The 18,122-nt window shown below is 72.7% G+C and carries 15 protein-coding genes and 1 pseudogene; 3 read left to right on the top strand and 13 right to left on the bottom strand.

Features of this window, described 5'->3' with window-relative positions; all coding sequences use genetic code 11:
• Positions 1 to 47: 47 nt before the first annotated feature.
• Positions 48 to 1,529, bottom strand: coding sequence for an adenosylhomocysteinase (ahcY, locus tag VGX25_RS01275; protein WP_326915628.1), 1,482 nt, complete (start codon positions 1,527 to 1,529; stop codon positions 48 to 50).
• Between the two features lie 157 nt (positions 1,530 to 1,686).
• Between ahcY and VGX25_RS01270 the strand changes: the two genes are divergently transcribed.
• A complete protein-coding gene (locus VGX25_RS01270) occupies positions 1,687 to 4,062 on the top strand; it encodes a hypothetical protein (protein ID WP_326915627.1) in 2,376 nt (791 codons plus the stop codon).
• Here VGX25_RS01270 and VGX25_RS01265 read toward each other — a convergent pair.
• The 10 genes from VGX25_RS01265 to VGX25_RS01220 all read right to left on the bottom strand — a co-directional run bounded on the left by VGX25_RS01265 (position 4,042) and on the right by VGX25_RS01220 (position 13,205).
• Positions 4,042 to 5,310: a glutamate mutase L gene (locus VGX25_RS01265; RefSeq protein ID WP_326915626.1), complete on the bottom strand. Its 1,269-nt coding sequence runs from the start codon at positions 5,308 to 5,310 to the stop codon at positions 4,042 to 4,044. The genes VGX25_RS01270 and VGX25_RS01265 overlap by 21 nt on opposite strands.
• Positions 5,310 to 5,711 carry a type II toxin-antitoxin system VapC family toxin gene (vapC, locus tag VGX25_RS01260; protein WP_326915625.1) on the bottom strand — a complete coding sequence of 134 codons (402 nt, stop codon included), beginning with the start codon at positions 5,709 to 5,711 and terminating at the stop codon, positions 5,310 to 5,312. The genes VGX25_RS01265 and vapC overlap by 1 nt, the downstream gene beginning before the upstream one ends.
• The gene (locus VGX25_RS01255; RefSeq protein ID WP_326915624.1) at positions 5,708 to 5,914 is read right to left on the bottom strand and encodes a type II toxin-antitoxin system VapB family antitoxin; all 207 of its coding nucleotides are present in this window, start codon (positions 5,912 to 5,914) and stop codon (positions 5,708 to 5,710) included. Before VGX25_RS01255 ends, vapC begins: the two co-directional genes overlap by 4 nt.
• Before the next feature lie 43 nt (positions 5,915 to 5,957).
• Positions 5,958 to 7,508, bottom strand: a complete 1,551-nt coding sequence (locus VGX25_RS01250) for an amino acid permease (RefSeq protein ID WP_326915623.1) — start codon at positions 7,506 to 7,508, stop codon at positions 5,958 to 5,960.
• 250 nt (positions 7,509 to 7,758) lie between these two features.
• Complete coding sequence (locus tag VGX25_RS01245) at positions 7,759 to 8,682, bottom strand: cation diffusion facilitator family transporter (protein ID WP_326915622.1); 924 nt, start codon at positions 8,680 to 8,682, stop codon at positions 7,759 to 7,761.
• Between the two features lie 41 nt (positions 8,683 to 8,723).
• The gene (gene manA, locus VGX25_RS01240) at positions 8,724 to 9,968 is read right to left on the bottom strand and encodes a mannose-6-phosphate isomerase, class I (protein ID WP_326915638.1); all 1,245 of its coding nucleotides are present in this window, start codon (positions 9,966 to 9,968) and stop codon (positions 8,724 to 8,726) included.
• 8 nt (positions 9,969 to 9,976) lie between these two features.
• A complete protein-coding gene (locus tag VGX25_RS01235) occupies positions 9,977 to 11,071 on the bottom strand; it encodes a hypothetical protein (RefSeq protein ID WP_326915621.1) in 1,095 nt (364 codons plus the stop codon).
• On the bottom strand, positions 11,068 to 11,295 hold the full coding sequence (locus VGX25_RS01230; RefSeq protein WP_326915620.1) for a Trm112 family protein: 228 nt from the start codon (positions 11,293 to 11,295) through the stop codon (positions 11,068 to 11,070). Before VGX25_RS01230 ends, VGX25_RS01235 begins: the two co-directional genes overlap by 4 nt.
• Before the next feature lie 37 nt (positions 11,296 to 11,332).
• Positions 11,333 to 12,709, bottom strand: a complete 1,377-nt coding sequence (locus VGX25_RS01225; RefSeq protein ID WP_326915619.1) for a phosphomannomutase/phosphoglucomutase — start codon at positions 12,707 to 12,709, stop codon at positions 11,333 to 11,335.
• Between the two features lie 133 nt (positions 12,710 to 12,842).
• Entirely contained in the window at positions 12,843 to 13,205 is a 363-nt protein-coding gene (locus VGX25_RS01220; protein WP_326915618.1) for a DUF3499 domain-containing protein, read from the bottom strand.
• Positions 13,206 to 13,398: 193 nt separating this feature from the next.
• Between VGX25_RS01220 and VGX25_RS01215 the strand changes: the two genes are divergently transcribed.
• Positions 13,399 to 13,881, top strand: coding sequence for a metallopeptidase family protein (locus tag VGX25_RS01215; protein ID WP_414635699.1), 483 nt, complete (start codon positions 13,399 to 13,401; stop codon positions 13,879 to 13,881).
• A 69-nt stretch (positions 13,882 to 13,950) separates the two neighbouring features.
• Here the strand turns inward: VGX25_RS01215 and VGX25_RS01210 are convergent, their stop codons facing one another.
• The gene (locus VGX25_RS01210; protein ID WP_326915616.1) at positions 13,951 to 14,676 is read right to left on the bottom strand and encodes a TetR/AcrR family transcriptional regulator; all 726 of its coding nucleotides are present in this window, start codon (positions 14,674 to 14,676) and stop codon (positions 13,951 to 13,953) included.
• Positions 14,677 to 14,733: 57 nt separating this feature from the next.
• On the opposite strand from VGX25_RS01210, the gene VGX25_RS01205 reads away from it, so the two are divergent.
• Positions 14,734 to 16,125, top strand: coding sequence for a carotenoid oxygenase family protein (locus VGX25_RS01205; protein ID WP_326915615.1), 1,392 nt, complete (start codon positions 14,734 to 14,736; stop codon positions 16,123 to 16,125).
• Here VGX25_RS01205 and VGX25_RS01200 read toward each other — a convergent pair.
• Positions 16,122 to 18,122 (bottom strand): annotated as a pseudogene (locus VGX25_RS01200) (glycosyltransferase); the annotation flags it as partial. The gene VGX25_RS01205 and the pseudogene VGX25_RS01200 sit on opposite strands and share 4 nt — an antisense overlap.

Raw genomic sequence — 18,122 nt, 5'->3', positions numbered from 1 at the left:
GCCCGGCGTGGCGGCCGTCCGGTCACCGCCGGGCCCGCTTGCCGGACTCAGTAGCGGTAGTGCTCCGGCTTGTAGGGGCCTTCGACGTCCACGCCGATGTACTCGGCCTGGTCCTTGGTGAGCTTGGTGAGCTCGCCGCCGAGGGCCTGGAGGTGGATGCGGGCCACCTTCTCGTCGAGCTTCTTGGGGAGGCGGTAGACCTCCTTGTCGTACTCCTCGTGCTTGGTGAACAGCTCGATCTGCGCGATCACCTGGTTGGAGAAGCTGTTCGACATCACGAACGACGGGTGGCCGGTGGCGTTGCCGAGGTTGAGCAGGCGGCCCTCGGACAGCACGATGATCGACTTGCCGTCCGGGAAGACCCACTCGTCGACCTGGGGCTTGATGTTGATCCGGCGGATGCCGGGGTAGCGGGCCAGGCCGGCCATGTCCAGCTCGTTGTCGAAGTGGCCGATGTTGCCGAGGATCGCCTGGTGCTTCATCCGGGCCATGTGCTCGACCCGCACCACGTCCTTGTTGCCGGTCGTGGTGATCACGATGTCCGCCTTGTCCAGCACGCTCTCCAGCGTCTGCACGTCGTAGCCGTCCATGGCGGCCTGCAGCCCGCAGATCGGGTCGATCTCGGTGACGATCACCCGGGCGCCCTGGCCGCGCAGTGACTCCGCGGCGCCCTTGCCGACGTCGCCGTAGCCGCACACCACCGCCACCTTGCCGCCGATCAGCACGTCGGTGCCGCGGTTGATGCCGTCGATGAGCGAGTGCCGGATGCCGTACCGGTTGTCGAACTTGGACTTGGTGACCGAGTCGTTCACGTTGATCGCCGGGAACAGCAGCTCGCCGGCCGCGGCCAGCTGGTAGAGCCGCAGCACGCCGGTGGTGGTCTCCTCGGTGACGCCGAGGATCGCCTCACCCGTCCGCGTCCACTTGGTGCTGTCCGAGGCGAGCGAGCGGCGCAGCACGTCGAGGATGACCTTCCACTCCTCGGGGTCGTCGCTGTCGGCCTGCGGGACGACGCCGGCCTGCTCGTACTGGGTTCCCTTGTGTACCAGCAGGGTGGCGTCCCCACCGTCGTCGAGCAGCATGTTCGGCAGCGCGTCGCCCGGCCACGTGAGCATCTTCTCGGTGCACCACCAGTACTCCTCCAGCGTCTCGCCCTTCCAGGCGTACACCGGCGTGCCCTTGGGCTCCTCCGGTGTCCCATGTGGACCGACGACGACGGCGGCGGCCGCATGGTCCTGGGTGGAGAAGATGTTGCAGGACGCCCAGCGCACCTCGGCGCCGAGCGCAACCAGGGTCTCGATCAGCACGGCGGTCTGCACGGTCATGTGCAGCGAGCCGGAGATCCGGGCCCCGCGCAGCGGGTAGACCTCGGAGTATTCGCGACGCAGCGCCATCAGCCCGGGCATCTCGTGCTCGGCGAGCCGGATCTCCTTGCGTCCGAACTCGGCGAGCGACAGGTCTGCCACGGCGAAGTCGATGTCACCGATCGTCTTGGCGAACCGGGCTCCGGTCTCTTCTGCTGCGGTCATCGCGCGCATCCTCCAAGCTATCCCGTACCGCGTGGCCGGTACCGCGGGCACACTTGCCCCGTTGAACACTACCGTTGGCAGCCACATGTCAGGAGCGCCACTCATGGCGAGGACATCGCCGCTCGAGTGACGCCCAAGGTTGCGACGAAGGAGGGTCGTGCTGCTACCGGGTCCGGACACCCGCGTGGTGGAGCTGCGCGTGCACGGGATCATGGGCACGATGCCCGAGACCCTGGTGTCCGCCGTGGCCGCGGTGGACGTCGCGGGGGACGGCGTCGGCCGCATCGTCCGGCCGGCCGACCGGCTGAAACGGCCGGCGCCGGGTCCGGTGCTCGAGGCCGAGGGGCGGTCCATCCCGCGGATCGTCGAGGGCTACGTCTGGCGCGACATGACCTCCGGCGGGTGGTCGAAGGCGGCCTGGGCACTGCTGTTTCCGTTCGCGCTGGCCAACGTGGCGCACTGGATGCTGCCGCCGATGCCCCGCGGCCACCGGCTCGCCGCCCGGCTCGGCCTTGCCAACCGGTCGCTGCTGCGGCTGGCCGCGGTGCTGCTGACCATGCTGCTGGTCACCCAGGCCGCGGTGGTCAGCCTCGACCTGCTGGCCGTGCAGTGCCTTGCGCCCGGCTCGGAATGCCTTGCCAACTCGGTACCCGGGTGGCTGCGCGAGACGTACCTGGTGCGGCCGGCGATCGGGCTGCTGCCGGTGCTGCTGGTGATCGTCGTGCTGCACCGGATCTCCAGCGTGGCCTGGCAGGTGACGGCCTCGCCGAACCCGCCGCCGTCGCCGCCCAACGTGGCCGTCGACCTCCCCGGCACCAACCTCGTTGCCGACCCGGACACCCCGACCCTGCGCGCGCTGCACGTGGTGGCCGCGCTGGCGACCGTGGCGCTGCTGCCGGTCGGCGGGCCGTTCCAGCTGACCGGCCGGGGAGTGGACGCGGCGCTGTGGGCGGTCGCGCTCGCGCTGCTCACGGTGGCCGTGCTGGGCGTGCTGGTGCTCGACGATCCGACGGGCGCGCAGCCGGAGCGGATGGGCAGGTGGGTTCGCACGGCGCTGGGTCGGTGGCCGCGGCGGGTGTTGCTGGGGCTCGGCGTGGCGCTGGTGCTGGCCGTCGGGGCGGCGCAGGATCCGTTGCCCGGCACGCTGGTGGGCACCAACACCACGGTCGAGACGCTGGCCGGCGCGCTGATCGGGATCGTCGTTCTGGTCGGCGTGCTGCTGGTGCCGGCCGCGCTGATCGCCCGCCGGGGCTGGCGGACCGCGCCGAGGGAGCTGCGGCCGTGGGCCGGCGGCTGGATGTCCGCGCCGGTGCTGGCCATGGCCGCGTTGCTGGGCGCGGGTCTGGGCGCCGGGCTGGCCATCGCGGTGCGCCGGCTGCTCGGCGAGCGGTTGATGCTGCCGGTGCGGTACGAGCCGATCACCCTGCTGTGGGGCGCGGGCGCGGCGCTCGGCGTGCTCATCGCCGTGCCGATCGCCGCCGTCACGGCCGTGCGGGGCTGGCGGTCCGCGCGGTCGCGGCGGCGCTTCGCGCAGGTCGGCATGCTGCACGCGACGCGCCCGGCCGACATCCCGACGGCCATGCGGGCCTGGCAGCGGGCCGGATGGCAGCGCCGGCACCTGCACCACCTGATGCTGACCGGCGCGGGGGTGCTGTGCGCGGGCACCGCGATCTCGATCTTCATGCGGATCTCCGGGTCGAGGCCGCCGGACTGGATGATGCCGCTGTCCACGGTCGGCGTGCTGGCCCTCGGCGCGCTGGTCGCCGGGCTGCTGCGGACGGTGTACAACGCGGCGCGGGCGCCCGACGCTGGCCGGCACCTCGGGCTGATCGCCGACCTGGTCTGCTTCTGGCCGCGGGAGGCGCACCCGATCGTGCCGCCGTGCTACGCGCTCAAGGTGGCGCCCGAGCTGGCCGCGCGGACCGAGGAGCACCTGCGCGAGCCCGGCACCCGCGTGGTGCTCGCCGGCGACAGCCAGGGCGCCGTGCTGATCGCGGTCGCCGCGGCTCGGCTACTCAACTCGCTCAACGAGCCGGAGCGCAGGCGGATCGGGCTCATCACGGTCGGCTGCCCGTTGCAGTGGGCCTACCTGCGCGCGTTCCCCGGCGTCGTGTCGCACCAGTCGCTGGCCGCGCTGGCCGGGGAGCTCGGCACCCGGTGGCGGGCGCTGTGCCGGGGCACCGATCCGCTCGGCGGCGCGGTGACGACATGGCGGCGTCAGGTGTGCGACGGGCGGCTGCTCGGCGTCGGCTTCCGCCCGGACGGCACCACCGGTCCCCTGCCGGCCGCGCGCCGCTCCCCGAGCGGTGCGCTGGTGCTCGGCCTCGATCACTGGCTGCCCGATCCGCCGCTCGGCCCGTTCCCTGGGCGGCGCTGGACTCCCGGCGTGCAGCGGCACCGCAACTACACGGCCGACCCCGAGTGGGACCGCGCGGTGGCGCTGGCGGCCGGGCTGGATCCCGCGCCGCTGCCGACGGCCGGGCTGCCGACGGTGCTGCCCACGCCACGGAACTCAACCACCACCGAGGTGTGAGGCCAGCAGCCGGTCGGCGGCGGGGAGGTGCCCGGCCTCGGCGAGCAGTCCGGCCGGGGCGAGGACGTAGTCCCGGTCGACGGTCGACGCGGCCTCGCGCAGCACCGGGCGCAGCAGGGGATCGGCGCGCAGCGCGTGCTCGACCTCGGTGAGATCGGTGGCGTGCCGGAAGACGCCGCCGGACAGCACGATCAGGCCGGCGCCGTGCGCGCCGAGCCGGCCGTCGATCATGCGCAGGTGCCGGCGGATGGCCAGCACCGCGGCGAGCGCGGCCAGCCGAATGTCTACATCGGACACGACGGTGCCGACCTCCGCGGCCAGCCGGTCGGCCGCGGCGGCCAGCGCGGCGTCGGGCTCGATGAGCCGCTCGGACACCGCCTCGGCCACGATGCCCGGCGCCGACCAGCGCATGCCGATGTCGCCCTCGACCGTGCGGCGATCGGCGGGCAGCCCGACGGCGTGCACCTCGTCGTCCATAGTGGACACCGCGGAGTAGACGTCGGTCGTGGCGCCGCCGACGTCCACCACGAGCACCGCGCCGGCGGCCACGATCCCGGCCAACCGGGCGACGCCGGACAGCACCGCGTCCGGCGTGACCGTCCGCACCAGCCGCCGGAAGCGGGGCCCGCGGGACAGACCCTTGCCGCCGATCACGTGCCGCAGGAAGACCTCCCGGATCGCGCGCCGGGCCGGGCCGGGCGCCAGCTCCCCGACGTCGGGCAGCACGTTGTCGGTCGGCGCCACCGTGCGCCCGGTGCCGCGCAGCAGCTCGACGGCCGCGTCCCGGGCCTTGACGTTGCCGGCCAGCACGATCGGCGCCCGGACCCGGTTGGCCGCGAGCCGCTTGGCGTTGTGCAGCAACACCTTCTCGTCGCCGCCGTCGGTACCGCCCACCAGCAGCAGCACATCCGGCCGCGCCGCCCGCAACTCCCGCAGCCCGGCGCCGGACAGTTTCCCGCTGGCGACGTGGACCACCTTCGCACCGGCCGACAGCGCCACCCGGTACCCCGCCTCCGCGCTGACCAGTCGCTCCTGCCCCACCACGGCGAGCCGCAACCCACCGCCCGCCGACGAGCACGCCAGCACCTCCGCGTGAGCCGCCCCCAGTTCCCGGGCCACGGCTTCGATCCCGCGCATCACCTCCGGTGGAGTCGTCGCATGTTGGCCGGTACCGAGCAACTCCCCATCCGGCGACACCAGCGCACCCTTGGTCCAGGTCGAACCGACGTCCAGGCAGAGCAGATTCACTAGTAGTCCACTACCGACAATGTGGTCAGCTCGGCCAGTCGGTCGAAGTCCCGATCCGAATGCAGGAGTTGCAGATCCTCGCGAATGCACACGGCCGCGATGAGGCAGTCGATCGTGCTGCGGATGGTGAACCCGTTCTTGCGTGCGGCCCGATACAGGCCGGCCCCGGCTCGGAAGTCGGACATGTGCGACAGCCCGAGGATGGTGAACGCCGAGAGGTTCCGCTCGACCCGACGCACGTCCTTGTCATCGCGCAGGCCTTGCAGAATCTCCGTGTAAGTGAGGGCAACCAGCGCGAAGTCCTCTGACGTCCGTTCGAGGCAGTCCGCGAAATACTCGACTTGAGGAGTCGAACGATCAGCGAACCAGTCGATCCACACGCTGGTGTCGACCACGATCACCGCGGGAACTCTCGCGAGCGCCGCATCTCGTCGAGGTCGCCTTCCCATGTGACGGTGCCACGCAGTTCGAGAACGCGAGCCTGCGCGTGCCGGCGCACCACGCGCTCCAGCGCAGCCTCGACCGTTGCCTTCTTGGTCTTCGTCCCTAGCGCCTCGGCGGCCTTCTCGAGCAGTTCATCGTCGATGTCGATGTTGGTCCGCATGCTCCCTCCGATGTGTATGCGACGAGTCAATCATACACATCGACTAGCGGTCGGGCAGGTCGGTGGGCTTGGCCTCGGTGACGGGGAGCGGGGTCGAGGTGGGGGCCCCGCCGAGGACGGAGCGGCGGCGGCCGTAGGCGAAGTAGATGACCACGCCGATGATCATCCAGGCGACGAAGCGGAGCCAGGTCAACACGGTCAGGTTCAACATGAGCCACAGGCAGGCCAGGATCGCCAGGATCGGCAGCACGGGGACGCCCGGCATGCGGAAGCCGCGGTGCAGGTCGGGACGCGTGCGGCGGAGGATGATCACGCCGCCGGAGACCAGGATGAAGGCGAACAGGGTGCCGACGTTGACCATCTCCTCGAGCCGGCCGATCTCGAAGAACGTCGCGGCGAACGCGATCAGCACGGAGACCAGCACGGTGGCCCGCACTGGGGTGCCGTGCTCGCCGGTGCGCGCGAGGGCCCGCGGCAGCAGGCCGTCGCGCGACATCGCGAAGAGCACCCGTACCTGGCCGAGCATCAGCACCATGACCACGGTGGTCAGCCCGGCGAGCGCACCGATCGAGATGATGTTGGCCGCCCAGTCGACGCCGTTGTCGGCGAACGCGGTGGCCAGGGTCTTGCGGTCCGGGGCGCCGCTCGGCGTCGTGGTGGTGGCCAGCTGCCGGTAGTTGACCATGCCGGTGACCACGAACGCGACGGCGACGTAGAGCACCGTGACGATGGCCAGCGAGCCGAGGATGCCGCGCGGCACGGCGTGCTGCGGGTTGCGGGTCTCCTCCGCGGTGGTGGCCACGACGTCGAACCCGATGAACGCGAAGAACACCAGCGAGGCGCCGGCCAGCAGCCCGAACAGGCCGAACGTGCTCCCCGAGCTACCCGCGATCAGGGAGAACAGCGACTGCTCGACGCCGCTGCCCCCGGCCGCGCTCTCGGCCGGCGGCGGCACGAAGGGGCGGTAGTTGGCGAACTTGATGTAGAACGCCCCGAGCAGGATCACGAACAGCACGATCGCGACCTTGATCGAGGTGATCACCAGGCTGACCCGTGACGACAGCTTGGTGCCCAGCACCAGCAGCACGGCAAGGACGACCACAAGCAGCAGCGCGCCCCAGTCCACGGTCAGCCCACCGATCTTGGTGCTGGTCGTCACCGAGTCGCCGAAGATGTAGCCGAGCACGGTCTGCAGGTAGACCGACCAGCCCTTGGCCACCGCGGCCGCGCCCACGGCGAACTCCAGCACCAGGTCCCACCCGATGACCCAGGCGAGGAACTCCCCGAACGTGGCGTAGGAGAACGTGTACGCGCTCCCGGCGACCGGCACCGTCGACGCGAACTCCGCGTAGCACAGGGCGGCCAGCGCGCACGCGACCGCCGCCAGCACGAACGACAGCGACACCGAGGGCCCGGTGAGGTCGCCCGCCGTCCGCGCGGTCAGCGTGAAGATCCCGGCGCCGATCACCACCGCGACGCCGAAGACGGTCAGATCCCAGGCGTTGAGATCCCTGCGCAGCCTGGTATCCGGCTCGTCAGTGTCCGCAATGGACTGTTCAATGGACTTTGTCCGCCACAGACCGTTCCCCGGCATAGGTCGACAGTAACGACGTTCCGGCCGGAGAGCTATCCTCCGCGCGACCAGGGCCGGGGCCGCCGCCCCGCGGCGCCCGTTCGAGGCGAAGGGCACCTTCACTTCCGCCGACCGATGGCCACCTTCGCACGCAGATCCGGACCAAGAGCCGCCTTCGCTCCACGCAGCCAGATGAAGGCCACCTTGGCTCCGCGACCAAGCGAAGGTGGCCGTGGCACCGCTCCCGGGCGGAGCGAGGGCCACCTTCCCGCTAGAGGTCCGCGGCGACGGTGCGGTCGAGGTCGGGCTCGAGGTAGATCAGCCGCGCGTTGGGGACCTCGGTGCGCACCCGGAGCTCGGCGTCGTCGATGGCCTGGGCGACGTCCTGCAGCGAGAGGCCGGGGTCCAGGGCGATCTTGGCGGCCACCAGCAGTTCCTCGGGGCCGAGGTACTGGGTGCGGATGTGGATCACGCGCTGGACCTTGCCGGCGGTGAGGGCGTCGCAGATCGCGTCGTGCTCCTTGGGGGTGGCGCCCTCGCCGATCAGCAGGCTCTTCATCTCGATGATCAGGATGATCGCGATGATGCCGAGCAGGATGCCGATCATGATGGTGCCGACGCCGTCCCACACCGGGTCGCCGGTGATCACGGTGAGGCCCACGCCGAACAGGGCGAAGCACAGGCCGAACAGGGCGCCGGCGTCCTCGAGCAGCACCACCGGCAGTTCCGGGGTGCGCGACTGGCGGATGAAACCCCACCAGGACACGTCGCCCTTGATCTTCTTCGACTCGGTGATCGCGGTGATGAAGCTGTACGTCTCGAGGGCGATGGCCACGATCAGGATCAGGATCGCGACGATCGCCGAGGTGAGCGGCTCGGGGTGCTGGATCTTGTGGATGCCCTCGTAGAGCGCGAACACCGAACCGAGCGAGAACAGCAGCAGCGCGACGATGAACGAGTAGAAGTACCGGTCCCGGCCGTAGCCGAACGGGTGCTGCTGATCGGCCTTGCGCCGCGAGGTCTTCTGCCCGAGCAGCAGCAGGCCCTGGTTGGACGTGTCGGCCACGGAGTGCACGGCCTCGGCCAGCATCGAGGACGATCCGGTGATCGCCGCGCCGATGAACTTGGCCGTGGCGATTCCGGCGTTGGCGGCGAGCGCCGCGAGAATCGCTCTCGTGCTGCCCTCGGTAGACAACGGCCGCTCCCTCGCGTCTGTCCGGTTTGTCGGGGTGAAGCCTAGAGGGTGTCGGGCTCCGGGGCCGGCGAACCCACGGTGGCCACGAACGCCTGGGCGCCGGATTCGTCGAGCGGCCGCAGCGTGATCTTCGGGTCGCTGGCCGGAACCCACAGCGACTCCCCGCGCCCCAGCCGGATCTCCGGCCCGCCGTCGCCCCGCACCTCGACCGCGCCGGCCGTACAGATCATGATCTGCGGCACGCCGCCGGGCAGCACCTCCTCGGCGTCCTCGCCGGCCGACCACTCGAGCCGGGACAGCTCGAACTCCGGCGCCGGCGTGCGGTACACCCACCGGTTGCCGGCCCGCTCCCCGCGCAGCACCGGCATGTCGCCGCACCGGAAGTCCAGCACCCGCAACAACTCCGGCACGTCCACGTGCTTGGGGGTCAGCCCGCCGCGCAGCACGTTGTCGGAGTTGGCCAGGATCTCCACCCCGGTGCCCTGCAGGTAGGTGTGCAGGTTGCCGGCCGGCAGGAAGATCGCCTCGCCCGGCGCCAGCGAGATCCGGTTGAGCAGCAGCGCGGCCAGCACGCCGGCGTCGCCCGGGTAGCTCTCGCCAAGCTGCAGGACCGTGCGGCACTCGGCCTCGAACTCGCCGTGCTCGCGGACATGCGCCACGCAGGCGTCCAGCAGCTCCGGCTCCAGCTTGTCCAGGGCCGGCTGGGGCAGCGTGATCCAGGTGGTGAACAGCGCGCGCAGGCCCTCGCCGTCCGGCTGCGCGGCGAGCAGGTCGACGTGCGCGGCCAGGCCCGGCGTCTGGATCGCGCGCAGCAGCCGGACCGTCCGATGTGGATCGCGGAACCCGGCAAGCGCGTGGAACTCGGTGAGCGCGCAGAGCAGCTCGGGCTTCGCCGTGGGGTCGGGATAGTTGCGGGTCGCCGCGTCCCGCGGGATCCCGGCGGCCTCCTCCCGGGCGTACCCGGCGGCGGCCTGCGCGGCCGACGGGTGCGCCTGCAGGCTCAGCGGCTCCTCGGCGGCGAGGATCTTGAGCAGGAACGGCAGCCGGGGGCCCCACCGCGCGGCCGCCGCCGAGCCGAGCTGCCCGTCCGGGTCGGCGGCCACCACCTCGAGCAGCGTCCGCTCGTCGCCGTCGGGACCGACGAGCCGCGACGGGTCACCGGGATGGGCGCCCAGCCACAGCTCGGCCTCGGGGTGCGGGGCCGGCACCGGGCGGCCGAGCAACTCGGCGATGGTGGTGCGGGATCCCCAGGCGTACGGCCGAACGGCGTTGCGCAGGTGCTCCACGGCCGGCCTCAAGCCCGGACCGGCGCGTAGCGGCCGGATCCACCGGTCGTGCCCGCGGCCAGGCCCAGGTAGAGCGCGGCCAGCTCGAAGCGCAGGGCCAGCACGGCGGCGCAGGCCGCGGCGTCGGCGTTGATCTCCTCGACCGGGGCCAGCACGTCCGCGCCGGGCAGCGTCTCCGAAGCCAGCCGGCGCACGGGATCCCCGGGCGCCGAGCGGACCGCGAGCAGGAACACCCGCAGCGGGGACGCCTGGCCGGGATCGAGGTCGTCGGGATCGGCGAAGATGTCCTGCCCGGACGACGCCTGCACGGCCGCCCTGTGCAGCGCGGTGCCGCTCATCGCCTGCGGATAGCCGGCCACGTGGCAGACCCGGTCGGTGTGCGTGGCCAGCACCTGTACGGCGTGCCCGGCGACGGCGGTGGCCACGTCGTCGAGGCCCCACAGCAGCGGGCTGCGGTCGGCCAGCCGCAGCGCGAGCGACTTGGCCGGGTTGACGAACGACTCGTGCTGCAGGTGGTCGCGCTCGGCCTCCCGGTCGAGCTCGTCGGCAAGCGCGGCGATCTCGGCGTCCAGCAGGCCGAGCGTGCGCACCGTGAGCAGCCCGGCGGCCAGCACCCTGGCGAAGCCGAAGCCGGGTGGCACCCACACCCGCGGCGGCAGCAGCACCGCCTTGCCGGCCGCGGCGGCCGCGACCGGCCCGTCCTCGGGCGCGGTGAGCACCACGCTGGCGCCGTACCGGCCGGCCCGGTCGACGGACTCGGCGAGCACGATGTCGCCGGGATCGTCGGTGTGGCCGATGACGACGTCGAGCGGGCCGATCCAGCTGGGCACCGCGTCGGTGAGCACGAGCGGGACCGGGCAGGTGGACTGCAGCAGCGCGGCGACCACGCGGTTGGCGGCCGGGGCCAGGCCGGGCCGGGTGATCAGGACGAGGGCCCGCGGCCGAACGCCGGCGAGCCGGTCGAGGTCGGCCTCGGCCGCGCTCTCCATGGTCGCCCGCACCTGGGCGCCGGCCTGCGCGGCGGCGCGCAGCAGGCCCTCGGAGTCGACCTCGGTCAGCCGGGCCGGGTCGTCCAGCAGCGTGTCATCGGTTTGCGGGCTCACTGGTCTGCGGGTGCGGGTTCGGGTGCCTCGCTCGTCACGGGTGGAGTGGCCTCGTCGAGCAGCAGCACGGGGATGCCGTCGTTGACCGGGAACTGGCGACCGCAGGACGTGCAGGTGAGGACGTCGGCGTCGGGGTCGGTGGGGGTCCCGGTGCGCAGCGGGGCGTGGTCGTCGGACGGACACGCGAGGATCTCTAACAGCTGTGGGTCGAGCGTGACTGCCATCTCTCCTCCTCGAAATCCAGTGTGCCGTGCCGGCGGCTCAGCCACGCACGATTGCCAGCACCTCGTCCCGTAGCGCGGCGACCGCGGCCTCGTCGGGCGCCTCGACGTTGAGCCGCAGCAGGGGTTCGGTGTTGGACGGGCGCAGGTTGAACCAGCTCCGGTTCGGCAGTTGCACGGTGAGACCGTCCAGCTCGTCGACCTCGGCGCCGGGCCGGGCGGCGAAGGCCTCGCGCACCGCGGCCATCCGGCCGGCCTGGTCGTCGACGGTGGAGTTGACCTCGCCGGAGGCCGCGTACCGGGAGTACTCGGCGGTGAGCTCGGACAGTGTCTTTCCCGCCCCGCCACCCCCTGCCCCGTCCTGCAAGCCGAGCGCGGCCAGCACGTGCAGCGCGGCCAGCATTCCGGTGTCGGCGCGCCAGAAGTCGCGGAAGTAGTAGTGCGCGGAGTGCTCGCCGCCGAAGATCGCGCCGGTCTTGGCCATCTCCTCCTTGATGAACGAATGGCCGACGCGGGTGCGCACCGGCTGACCGCCGTGCTCGGCGACGATCTCCGGCACGGCGTGCGACGTGATCAGGTTGTGGATCACGATGGCGCCCGGCTCCTTGGCCAGCTCGCGCACGGCGACCAGGGCGGTGATCGCGCTCGGCGAGACCGGCTCGCCGCGTTCGTCGACGACGAAGCAGCGGTCGGCGTCGCCGTCGAAGGCCAGGCCGGCGTCTGCGTGCTCGGCGCGGACCCTGGCCTGCAGGTCCACGATGTTCTTCGGATCGAGCGGGTTGGCCTCGTGGTTGGGGAACGTGCCGTCGAGCTCGAAGTACATCGGCACGACCTCGATCGGCAGGCCCTCGAACACCGACGGCACGGTGTAGCCGCCCATCCCGTTGCCGGCGTCCACGACGACCTTCAGCGGCCGGCTGCCGGACAGGTCGACAAGGCGGCGCAGGTAGGCGGCGTAGTCGGCGAGCAGGTCGCGGGTCTCGAGCCGGCCGGGCGCGACGCCGGGGCTCGGCTGGGCGCCACGCTCGACCTCGCGCCGGATGTCGGCAAGGCCGGTGTCCTGGCCGATCGGCGCCGCGCCGGCCCGGCACAGCTTGATGCCGTTGTACTTGGCCGGGTTGTGGCTGGCGGTGAACATCGCGCCGGGCAGGTTGAGCTGCCCGGAGGCGAAGTAGAGCATGTCGGTGCTTGCCAGCCCGATCATGATCACGTCGACGCCCTCCTGCCGGGCGCCGTCGGCGAACGCCCCGGCAAGGCCCGGCGAGGACGCGCGCATGTCGTGGCCGATCACGATGGCCGGGCCGCCGACCAGGCGCGCGAAGGCGGTGCCGATGTCGCGCACGAGGTCGGTGTCGAGCTGCTCGCCCACCACCCCCCGGATGTCGTAGGCCTTGAACACGGCGGACAGATCGCGCACGAGAAGCTCCAGACAACGGCCCAGCAGTACTACGAAAGCCTATCGAGAGCCTTATGCGACTCTGCGCGCGACGCCTTCGGCACCGGCGCGCTCGGTGGTCATCATGATTGCCGCAACTCCCTTTGCGTGAGCCCTAATCGGCCAACGGGTCGGGCAGGACCCGCAGATGCCCGCGCCGGCCGGCAAGCTGGTCGACGTCGGCCGGCGGCTCGACCGGACGGTCCACCCGGCCGGCCTCGCGCACCGCCTCGGCCAGCGCGGTCAGGTCGTCCACGGACGGCGCGGGCGGGGTGAACTCGCCGTCGTGCCGGACGACCTCCCAGCCGCGCGGGACCGTCAGCCGCAGCGCGTGCTCCTCGCACAGGTCGTAGCTGTGCGGCTCGGAGTAGGTGGCCAGCGGGCCGACCACCGCCGTGGAGTCGGCGTAGGCGTAGGTGAGCGTGGCGACCGCCGGATTGGCACACCCGGCCCGCGAACACCGCCTCACGCTTCGCACGATGGGTGACACTAGCGTCTGTTCTGCGCGCGGCCGCGGAGCCACACCGCCTGCGAGGGCCAAAAATCGCGAGGGCCGGCCGGGGCCAGCCCGAGCGATTTTCCTACGCAACCGCACGTCACATCGGCAGATGCCACCGCTTGCGCTTCGCCCTCGCATCAAGTGTCTCTGGCCTGCAGCTAGTCTGCTGATCGTGGTGAGCGGCCGCAGGTATCGAAACCTCTCCCCGCGGGGCCGGCGCCGGCGGGACCGGCACGGCCGCGGGCTGCGCGGCTCGCTGTTCCCGGCGACCCTGCCCGCGGCCAGTACCCGCGCCCAGCGGTTCGACGCGCTCGTGCTCGAGGCGCTGGAGCCGATCGAGGCACGCTGGCGGACCGAGCTGACCAAGCTGGACGTGGCCGTGGACGATGTGCCCGAGGTGGAGGGCACCGAGCGCACCCAGACCGCGCCCGAGGGGGTCCTCGCCGACGCCGGCGTCCCCCTTGCCCGCCTCGTCCCCGCCGGCCTCGACCGCCGCGGCATGCCCACCCGGGCCCGCATCGTGCTCTACCGCCGCCCGCTGGAGGCCCGCGCCAAGGACAGCGCCGACCTGGCCGACCTGGTGCACGAGATCCTCGTCGAGCAGGTGGCCAGCTACCTCGGCCTGGACCCCGGGGTCATCGAGGGCGAGTCCTAGTGAGGGCCTCCGGCCCAGCGAGGGTGGGCCGGAGATCCGCCCGAGTGGCCGGACATCCGCAATCGCAGGTCAACGACGCGGAGTAGTGTTCCCAGGCTGGCCCTCACCTTGAAATGTCACAGCCCGCCGCTGCACCGCGCGGGCGGAGCGGGTGGCGGCCCTGACCGTGTCGCCGAGACCCACGGCGAGGCTGATCCCGAGCGGCTGGAGCACCTGCTCGACGCCGCGGCCGTCCCGGCCGAAGAAGCCGGCGATCTCCAGCAGGACGTAGCCGTGGATGGCGCTCCAGACCTGCGCGGCGGCCCGCTTGGGGTCCTCCTTGCGGGTCCGGCCCGAGTCGATCACCCGGGTCAGCGCGGTGACCAGGTGCTGGAACGCGGTCTGCCCCTCGGCCAGGTCGGTGGGGACGCCCGCGGCGGTGAGCAGGTTGCGCCGGGTGCCGCGCCGGGGCAGCGGCATGGACAGCCCGAACATCAGCCGGTAGAGCTGCGGGTTGTCCAGCGCGTGCGCCCGGTAGGCCAGGCCGAGCGCGAACAGGTCGGCAACCGGGTCCCTTGTCGGTTCTACTGTGGACAGTTGCTGGTCCAGGCGCCGGAAGCCCTCGCGCACGATCGCCTCGGTGAGCTGGGGCATGCCGCCGAAGTGCGTGTACACCGCCATCGTGGACGCGCCGATCTCGGAGGCCACCTTCCGGGCCTGCAGGCCCTCGGGTCCGTTGCTCGCCAGCAGCTTGATGGCCGCCTCGAGCAGCCGCTCCCGGGTGTTGGCCGGCTCGTCCACGCTCACCATTGCCATTCTGCCATAACTATGTTATCCATGGAGATAACAAAGTTATTCAGCAACGGAGGCGTCATGGGCAACGGGTATCTCGAGGGCGGCTTCGCCCCGGTGCGCGAGGAGATCACCAGCTACGACCTCGAGGTCACCGGCGCCATCCCGGAGCACCTCGACGGCCGGTACCTGCGCAACGGCCCCAACCCGGCGGGCGAGATCGACCCGGCCGCCTACAACTGGTTCATGGGCGACGGCATGGTGCACGGCGTCCGCATCCGCGGCGGCCGGGCCGAGTGGTACCGCAACCGCTGGGTGCGGCCCGGCGGGAAGTCCCGGCACCGCGCGGGCTTCGAGGTGATCGGCGCCAACACCAACGTGATCGGGCACGCCGGCCGGACGCTCGCGCTGGTCGAGGGCGGCAACGCCAACTACGAGCTCACCGAGGAGCTGGACACCGTCGGGCCGTGCGACTTCGACGGCACGATCCGCGGCGGGTACACCGCGCACCCGCTGCGCGATCCCGGGACCGGCGAGCTGCACGCGGTGTCGTACCACTTCGGCCGCGGCAACACGGTGCAGTACTCGGTGCTCGGCGCCGACGGGCGGGCCCGGCGCGTGATCGACGTCGAGGTGGCCGGCAGCCCGATGATGCACGCGTTCTCACTCACCCGGAACCACGTCGTGCTCTACGACCTTCCGGTCACGTTCGACGTCCGGCGGGCCGCGGAGGTGGCCGTGCCGCGGCCGCTGCGCGCGGCGGCCCGGCTGGTGCTGTCCGCGATCATCGGGCGGGTGCGGGTGCCCAGCCCGCTGGTGGCCGCGGCGAGCCGGAGCATGCGCCCGTCCGGACTGTTCCCGTACCGCTGGAATCCCTCGTACCCCGCGCGGGTCGGTGTCATGGCGCGGGACGGCGGGCCGGTGCGCTGGTTCGACGTCGAGCCGTGCTATGTGTTCCACCCGCTCAACGCCTACGACGACGGCGACGAGATCGTGCTCGACGTCGTGCGGCACCCGAAGATGTTCGACACCTGCCTGCTCGGCCCCGACGAGGGCCCGCCGGCACTGGACCGGTGGACCGTCGATCTCCGCGCGGGCAAGGTGCGCGAGGAACGGCTGTGCGACCGGCCGCAGGAGTTCCCGCGTCTCGACGAGCGGTTGGTCGGCCACCGGCACCGCTACGGCTATGCGGTCGCGGGCGACTGCCTGCTCAAGCACGACCTGACCCGGGGCAGCACCGAGACCCGGACGTTCGGCGAGGGCAAGCAGCTCGGCGAGTTCGTGTTCGAGCCGAACGGCCCGGACGCCGGCGAGGACGACGGCGTGCTGATGGGCTTCGTCTACGACGCCGCGACCGACCGCAGCGACCTCGTCCTGCTCGACGCCGCGACCCTGGAGCCGATCGCCAGCATCCATGTGCCGCAACGGGTTCCGGCTGGCTTCCACGGAAACTGGGTGCCGGCGGCGAGCTAGGCCGGCCGGCGGCCGGGGATCGCCGTAAGGAGGGTGAAGAGCACGGCGGCCGCCTGGATGAGCAGCAGCACGCTGCGCGGCGCGGTTGGCTGCTCGACCACGACGTCGGCGGCCCTTGTGGGGACCGGAACGCCGACGAAGTGGGCCCAGGCGCGGACGATCGGAACCTGCCGACCGTCCACAGTGGCCCGCCAGCCGGGCTCCTCCTCCGCGGCGATCACCAGCAGCCGGCCCTCTGGCCCGTCGGAGACCCGCACCGCCACGTCCGGCGGGGCGGCCTCGACCGGCACGATCCCGGCCGTGCCGAGGGCACCCGGCGGAGCCCCGCCGGTGGCCGCCTGCTTGGCCAGCTCCGGGGACAGCAGCGTGACCTGACCGGCGGCCAGCTGCACCCGCAGCACAGGCCGCCCGTCCTCAGTAGACGGTCCAAGGGAGACGAGCTCGCCGGCCGCGGACCGGACCCGGTCGGCCGTGCCGGTGTCGGGCAGCACCACGAAGACCACCCCCGCGGCGGCGGCCCCGGCGATCGCCGCCCGCACCCGCTGCGGCTCCGCCGAGCGCAGATCCTCGCCGAGGCGGCCGAGCCGGGCCTCCGCGCTCGGCACCGGCGGGAGATCGTCGTCGGCGAACCGCGGCTCCCGGCCGGCGACCTGACGCACCGGCTCGGCCGGGTCGGCCGGCACCAGCAGCACCGACCGCCCGGTCAGCTCCAGCTCGTGCCGCAGCGTCGAGGCGAGCTGCGGCCCGCCGCCGTCGCGCAGCGGCCCCTGCCGCCCGGCCACCAGCACCCCGACCCCGAGCGCGGCGACGCCGAGCACCCCGAGCACGGTCGCCACCCGGACCAGCACCGCCGGATCGCCGGCCGGCTTGGGCCGGCAGGCGCCGAGCAGTCCCCACAGCGCTCCCCACCCCGCGACGAGCAGCGCGGCGCCCGCCCAGGCCTGCGTCGGCGCACCCCCGGTCACCGGTGCGGCAGGAAACACTCGCACCCCGGCAACCGCCCCGACACCCAGCGCCAGCAGCGCCAGCCCGGGCAGCATCGCCCGGTGCGGCCGGATCACCAACCCGGCCAGCAGCGCGACCGGCACGGCCAACCCGACCACCGGCCACGCACCCGGCCCGCCCGGATCCAGGCTGACCAGATCCACCGCCGACACCGGCGGCTCGCGCATCCAGGCGCCGACGCCGTGCAACACCACCCCCGGATGCTGGATCACCACCGCCGGCCACGGCAGCAGCAGCGCGAGCGGCATCAGCACCAGCACGAACAGCGCCGCCACCCGCCGCCGCCCGTGCCCGCGACGCCCAGGCACCACCACGAACCCGGCCAGCGCGTAGAGCACGAGCAGCAGGTGCACCAGCGGGGCGAACGCGCCGAGCACCGCCAGCCCGAACGCCGTCCCCGCGGCCGTGGACAGCCACGCCGTCGACCCGGTCACCGCCCGCACCCGCACGAACAGCGCGGCGATCCCCGCCACCACCGCCGGCAGCAGGATGTGCACGACCACCACGTCCAGCCGGCCCTGCGCGACGGCGGCGGTGGCCGGCGGCAGCAGCGCGTAGCCCGCCGCCACCAGCGCCCGCACCCAACGCCGTACCGGCATCCGCCTCGTGGCGGCGTACGCGATCAGGCCGGCCAGCGGAAGGTCACCCAGCAGCAGCACCGCGGCCCCGGCCGGCGGGCCGCCGAACGGAGCGAGCACCGCGCCGAGCCCGCCGAGCACGGCCAGCGCGGTCGGGGCGGGCGCCGCCGTGCCTCCGAAGACCGGATGCCAGGTGGCCAGGTACTCCGCCCAGGTCGCCGGCAGATCACCGACCGGCAGCAGCCGCCCCCCGGCCAGGTCGATGCCGAGCCGGCCGGCATTGACCGCCAGCCCGACGACCAGCAGCGCCAGCGCAAGCAGCAGCGGCGGCGCGAGCAGGAACTCCCTGGCAAGGCGTCCCCGGCTGACCCGGACCAGCAGCAGGTCGGGCTGGGCGGCCGCGGCCCCGCCGCC

The sequence above is a fragment of the Actinophytocola sp. genome (genome assembly GCF_035942955.1).
Classification (GTDB): Bacteria; Actinomycetota; Actinomycetes; order Mycobacteriales; family Pseudonocardiaceae; genus DASYTH01.
The sequence above is the reverse complement of the archived record's forward strand: the minus strand, read 5'-3'. Positions and strand labels throughout refer to the sequence as shown.

Excerpts from the sequence above, each read along its gene's own strand:
- ahcY (WP_326915628.1), bottom strand. The coding sequence starts at position 1,529 with ATGACCGCAGCAGAAGAGACCGGAGCCCGGTTCGCCAAGACGATCGGT.
- VGX25_RS01255 (WP_326915624.1), bottom strand. The coding sequence starts at position 5,914 with ATGCGGACCAACATCGACATCGACGATGAACTGCTCGAGAAGGCCGCC.
- VGX25_RS01250 (WP_326915623.1), bottom strand. The coding sequence starts at position 7,508 with ATGCCGGGGAACGGTCTGTGGCGGACAAAGTCCATTGAACAGTCCATT.
- VGX25_RS01230 (WP_326915620.1), bottom strand. The coding sequence starts at position 11,295 with ATGGCAGTCACGCTCGACCCACAGCTGTTAGAGATCCTCGCGTGTCCG.
- VGX25_RS01210 (WP_326915616.1), bottom strand. The coding sequence starts at position 14,676 with ATGGCAATGGTGAGCGTGGACGAGCCGGCCAACACCCGGGAGCGGCTG.
- VGX25_RS01205 (WP_326915615.1), top strand. The coding sequence starts at position 14,734 with ATGGGCAACGGGTATCTCGAGGGCGGCTTCGCCCCGGTGCGCGAGGAG.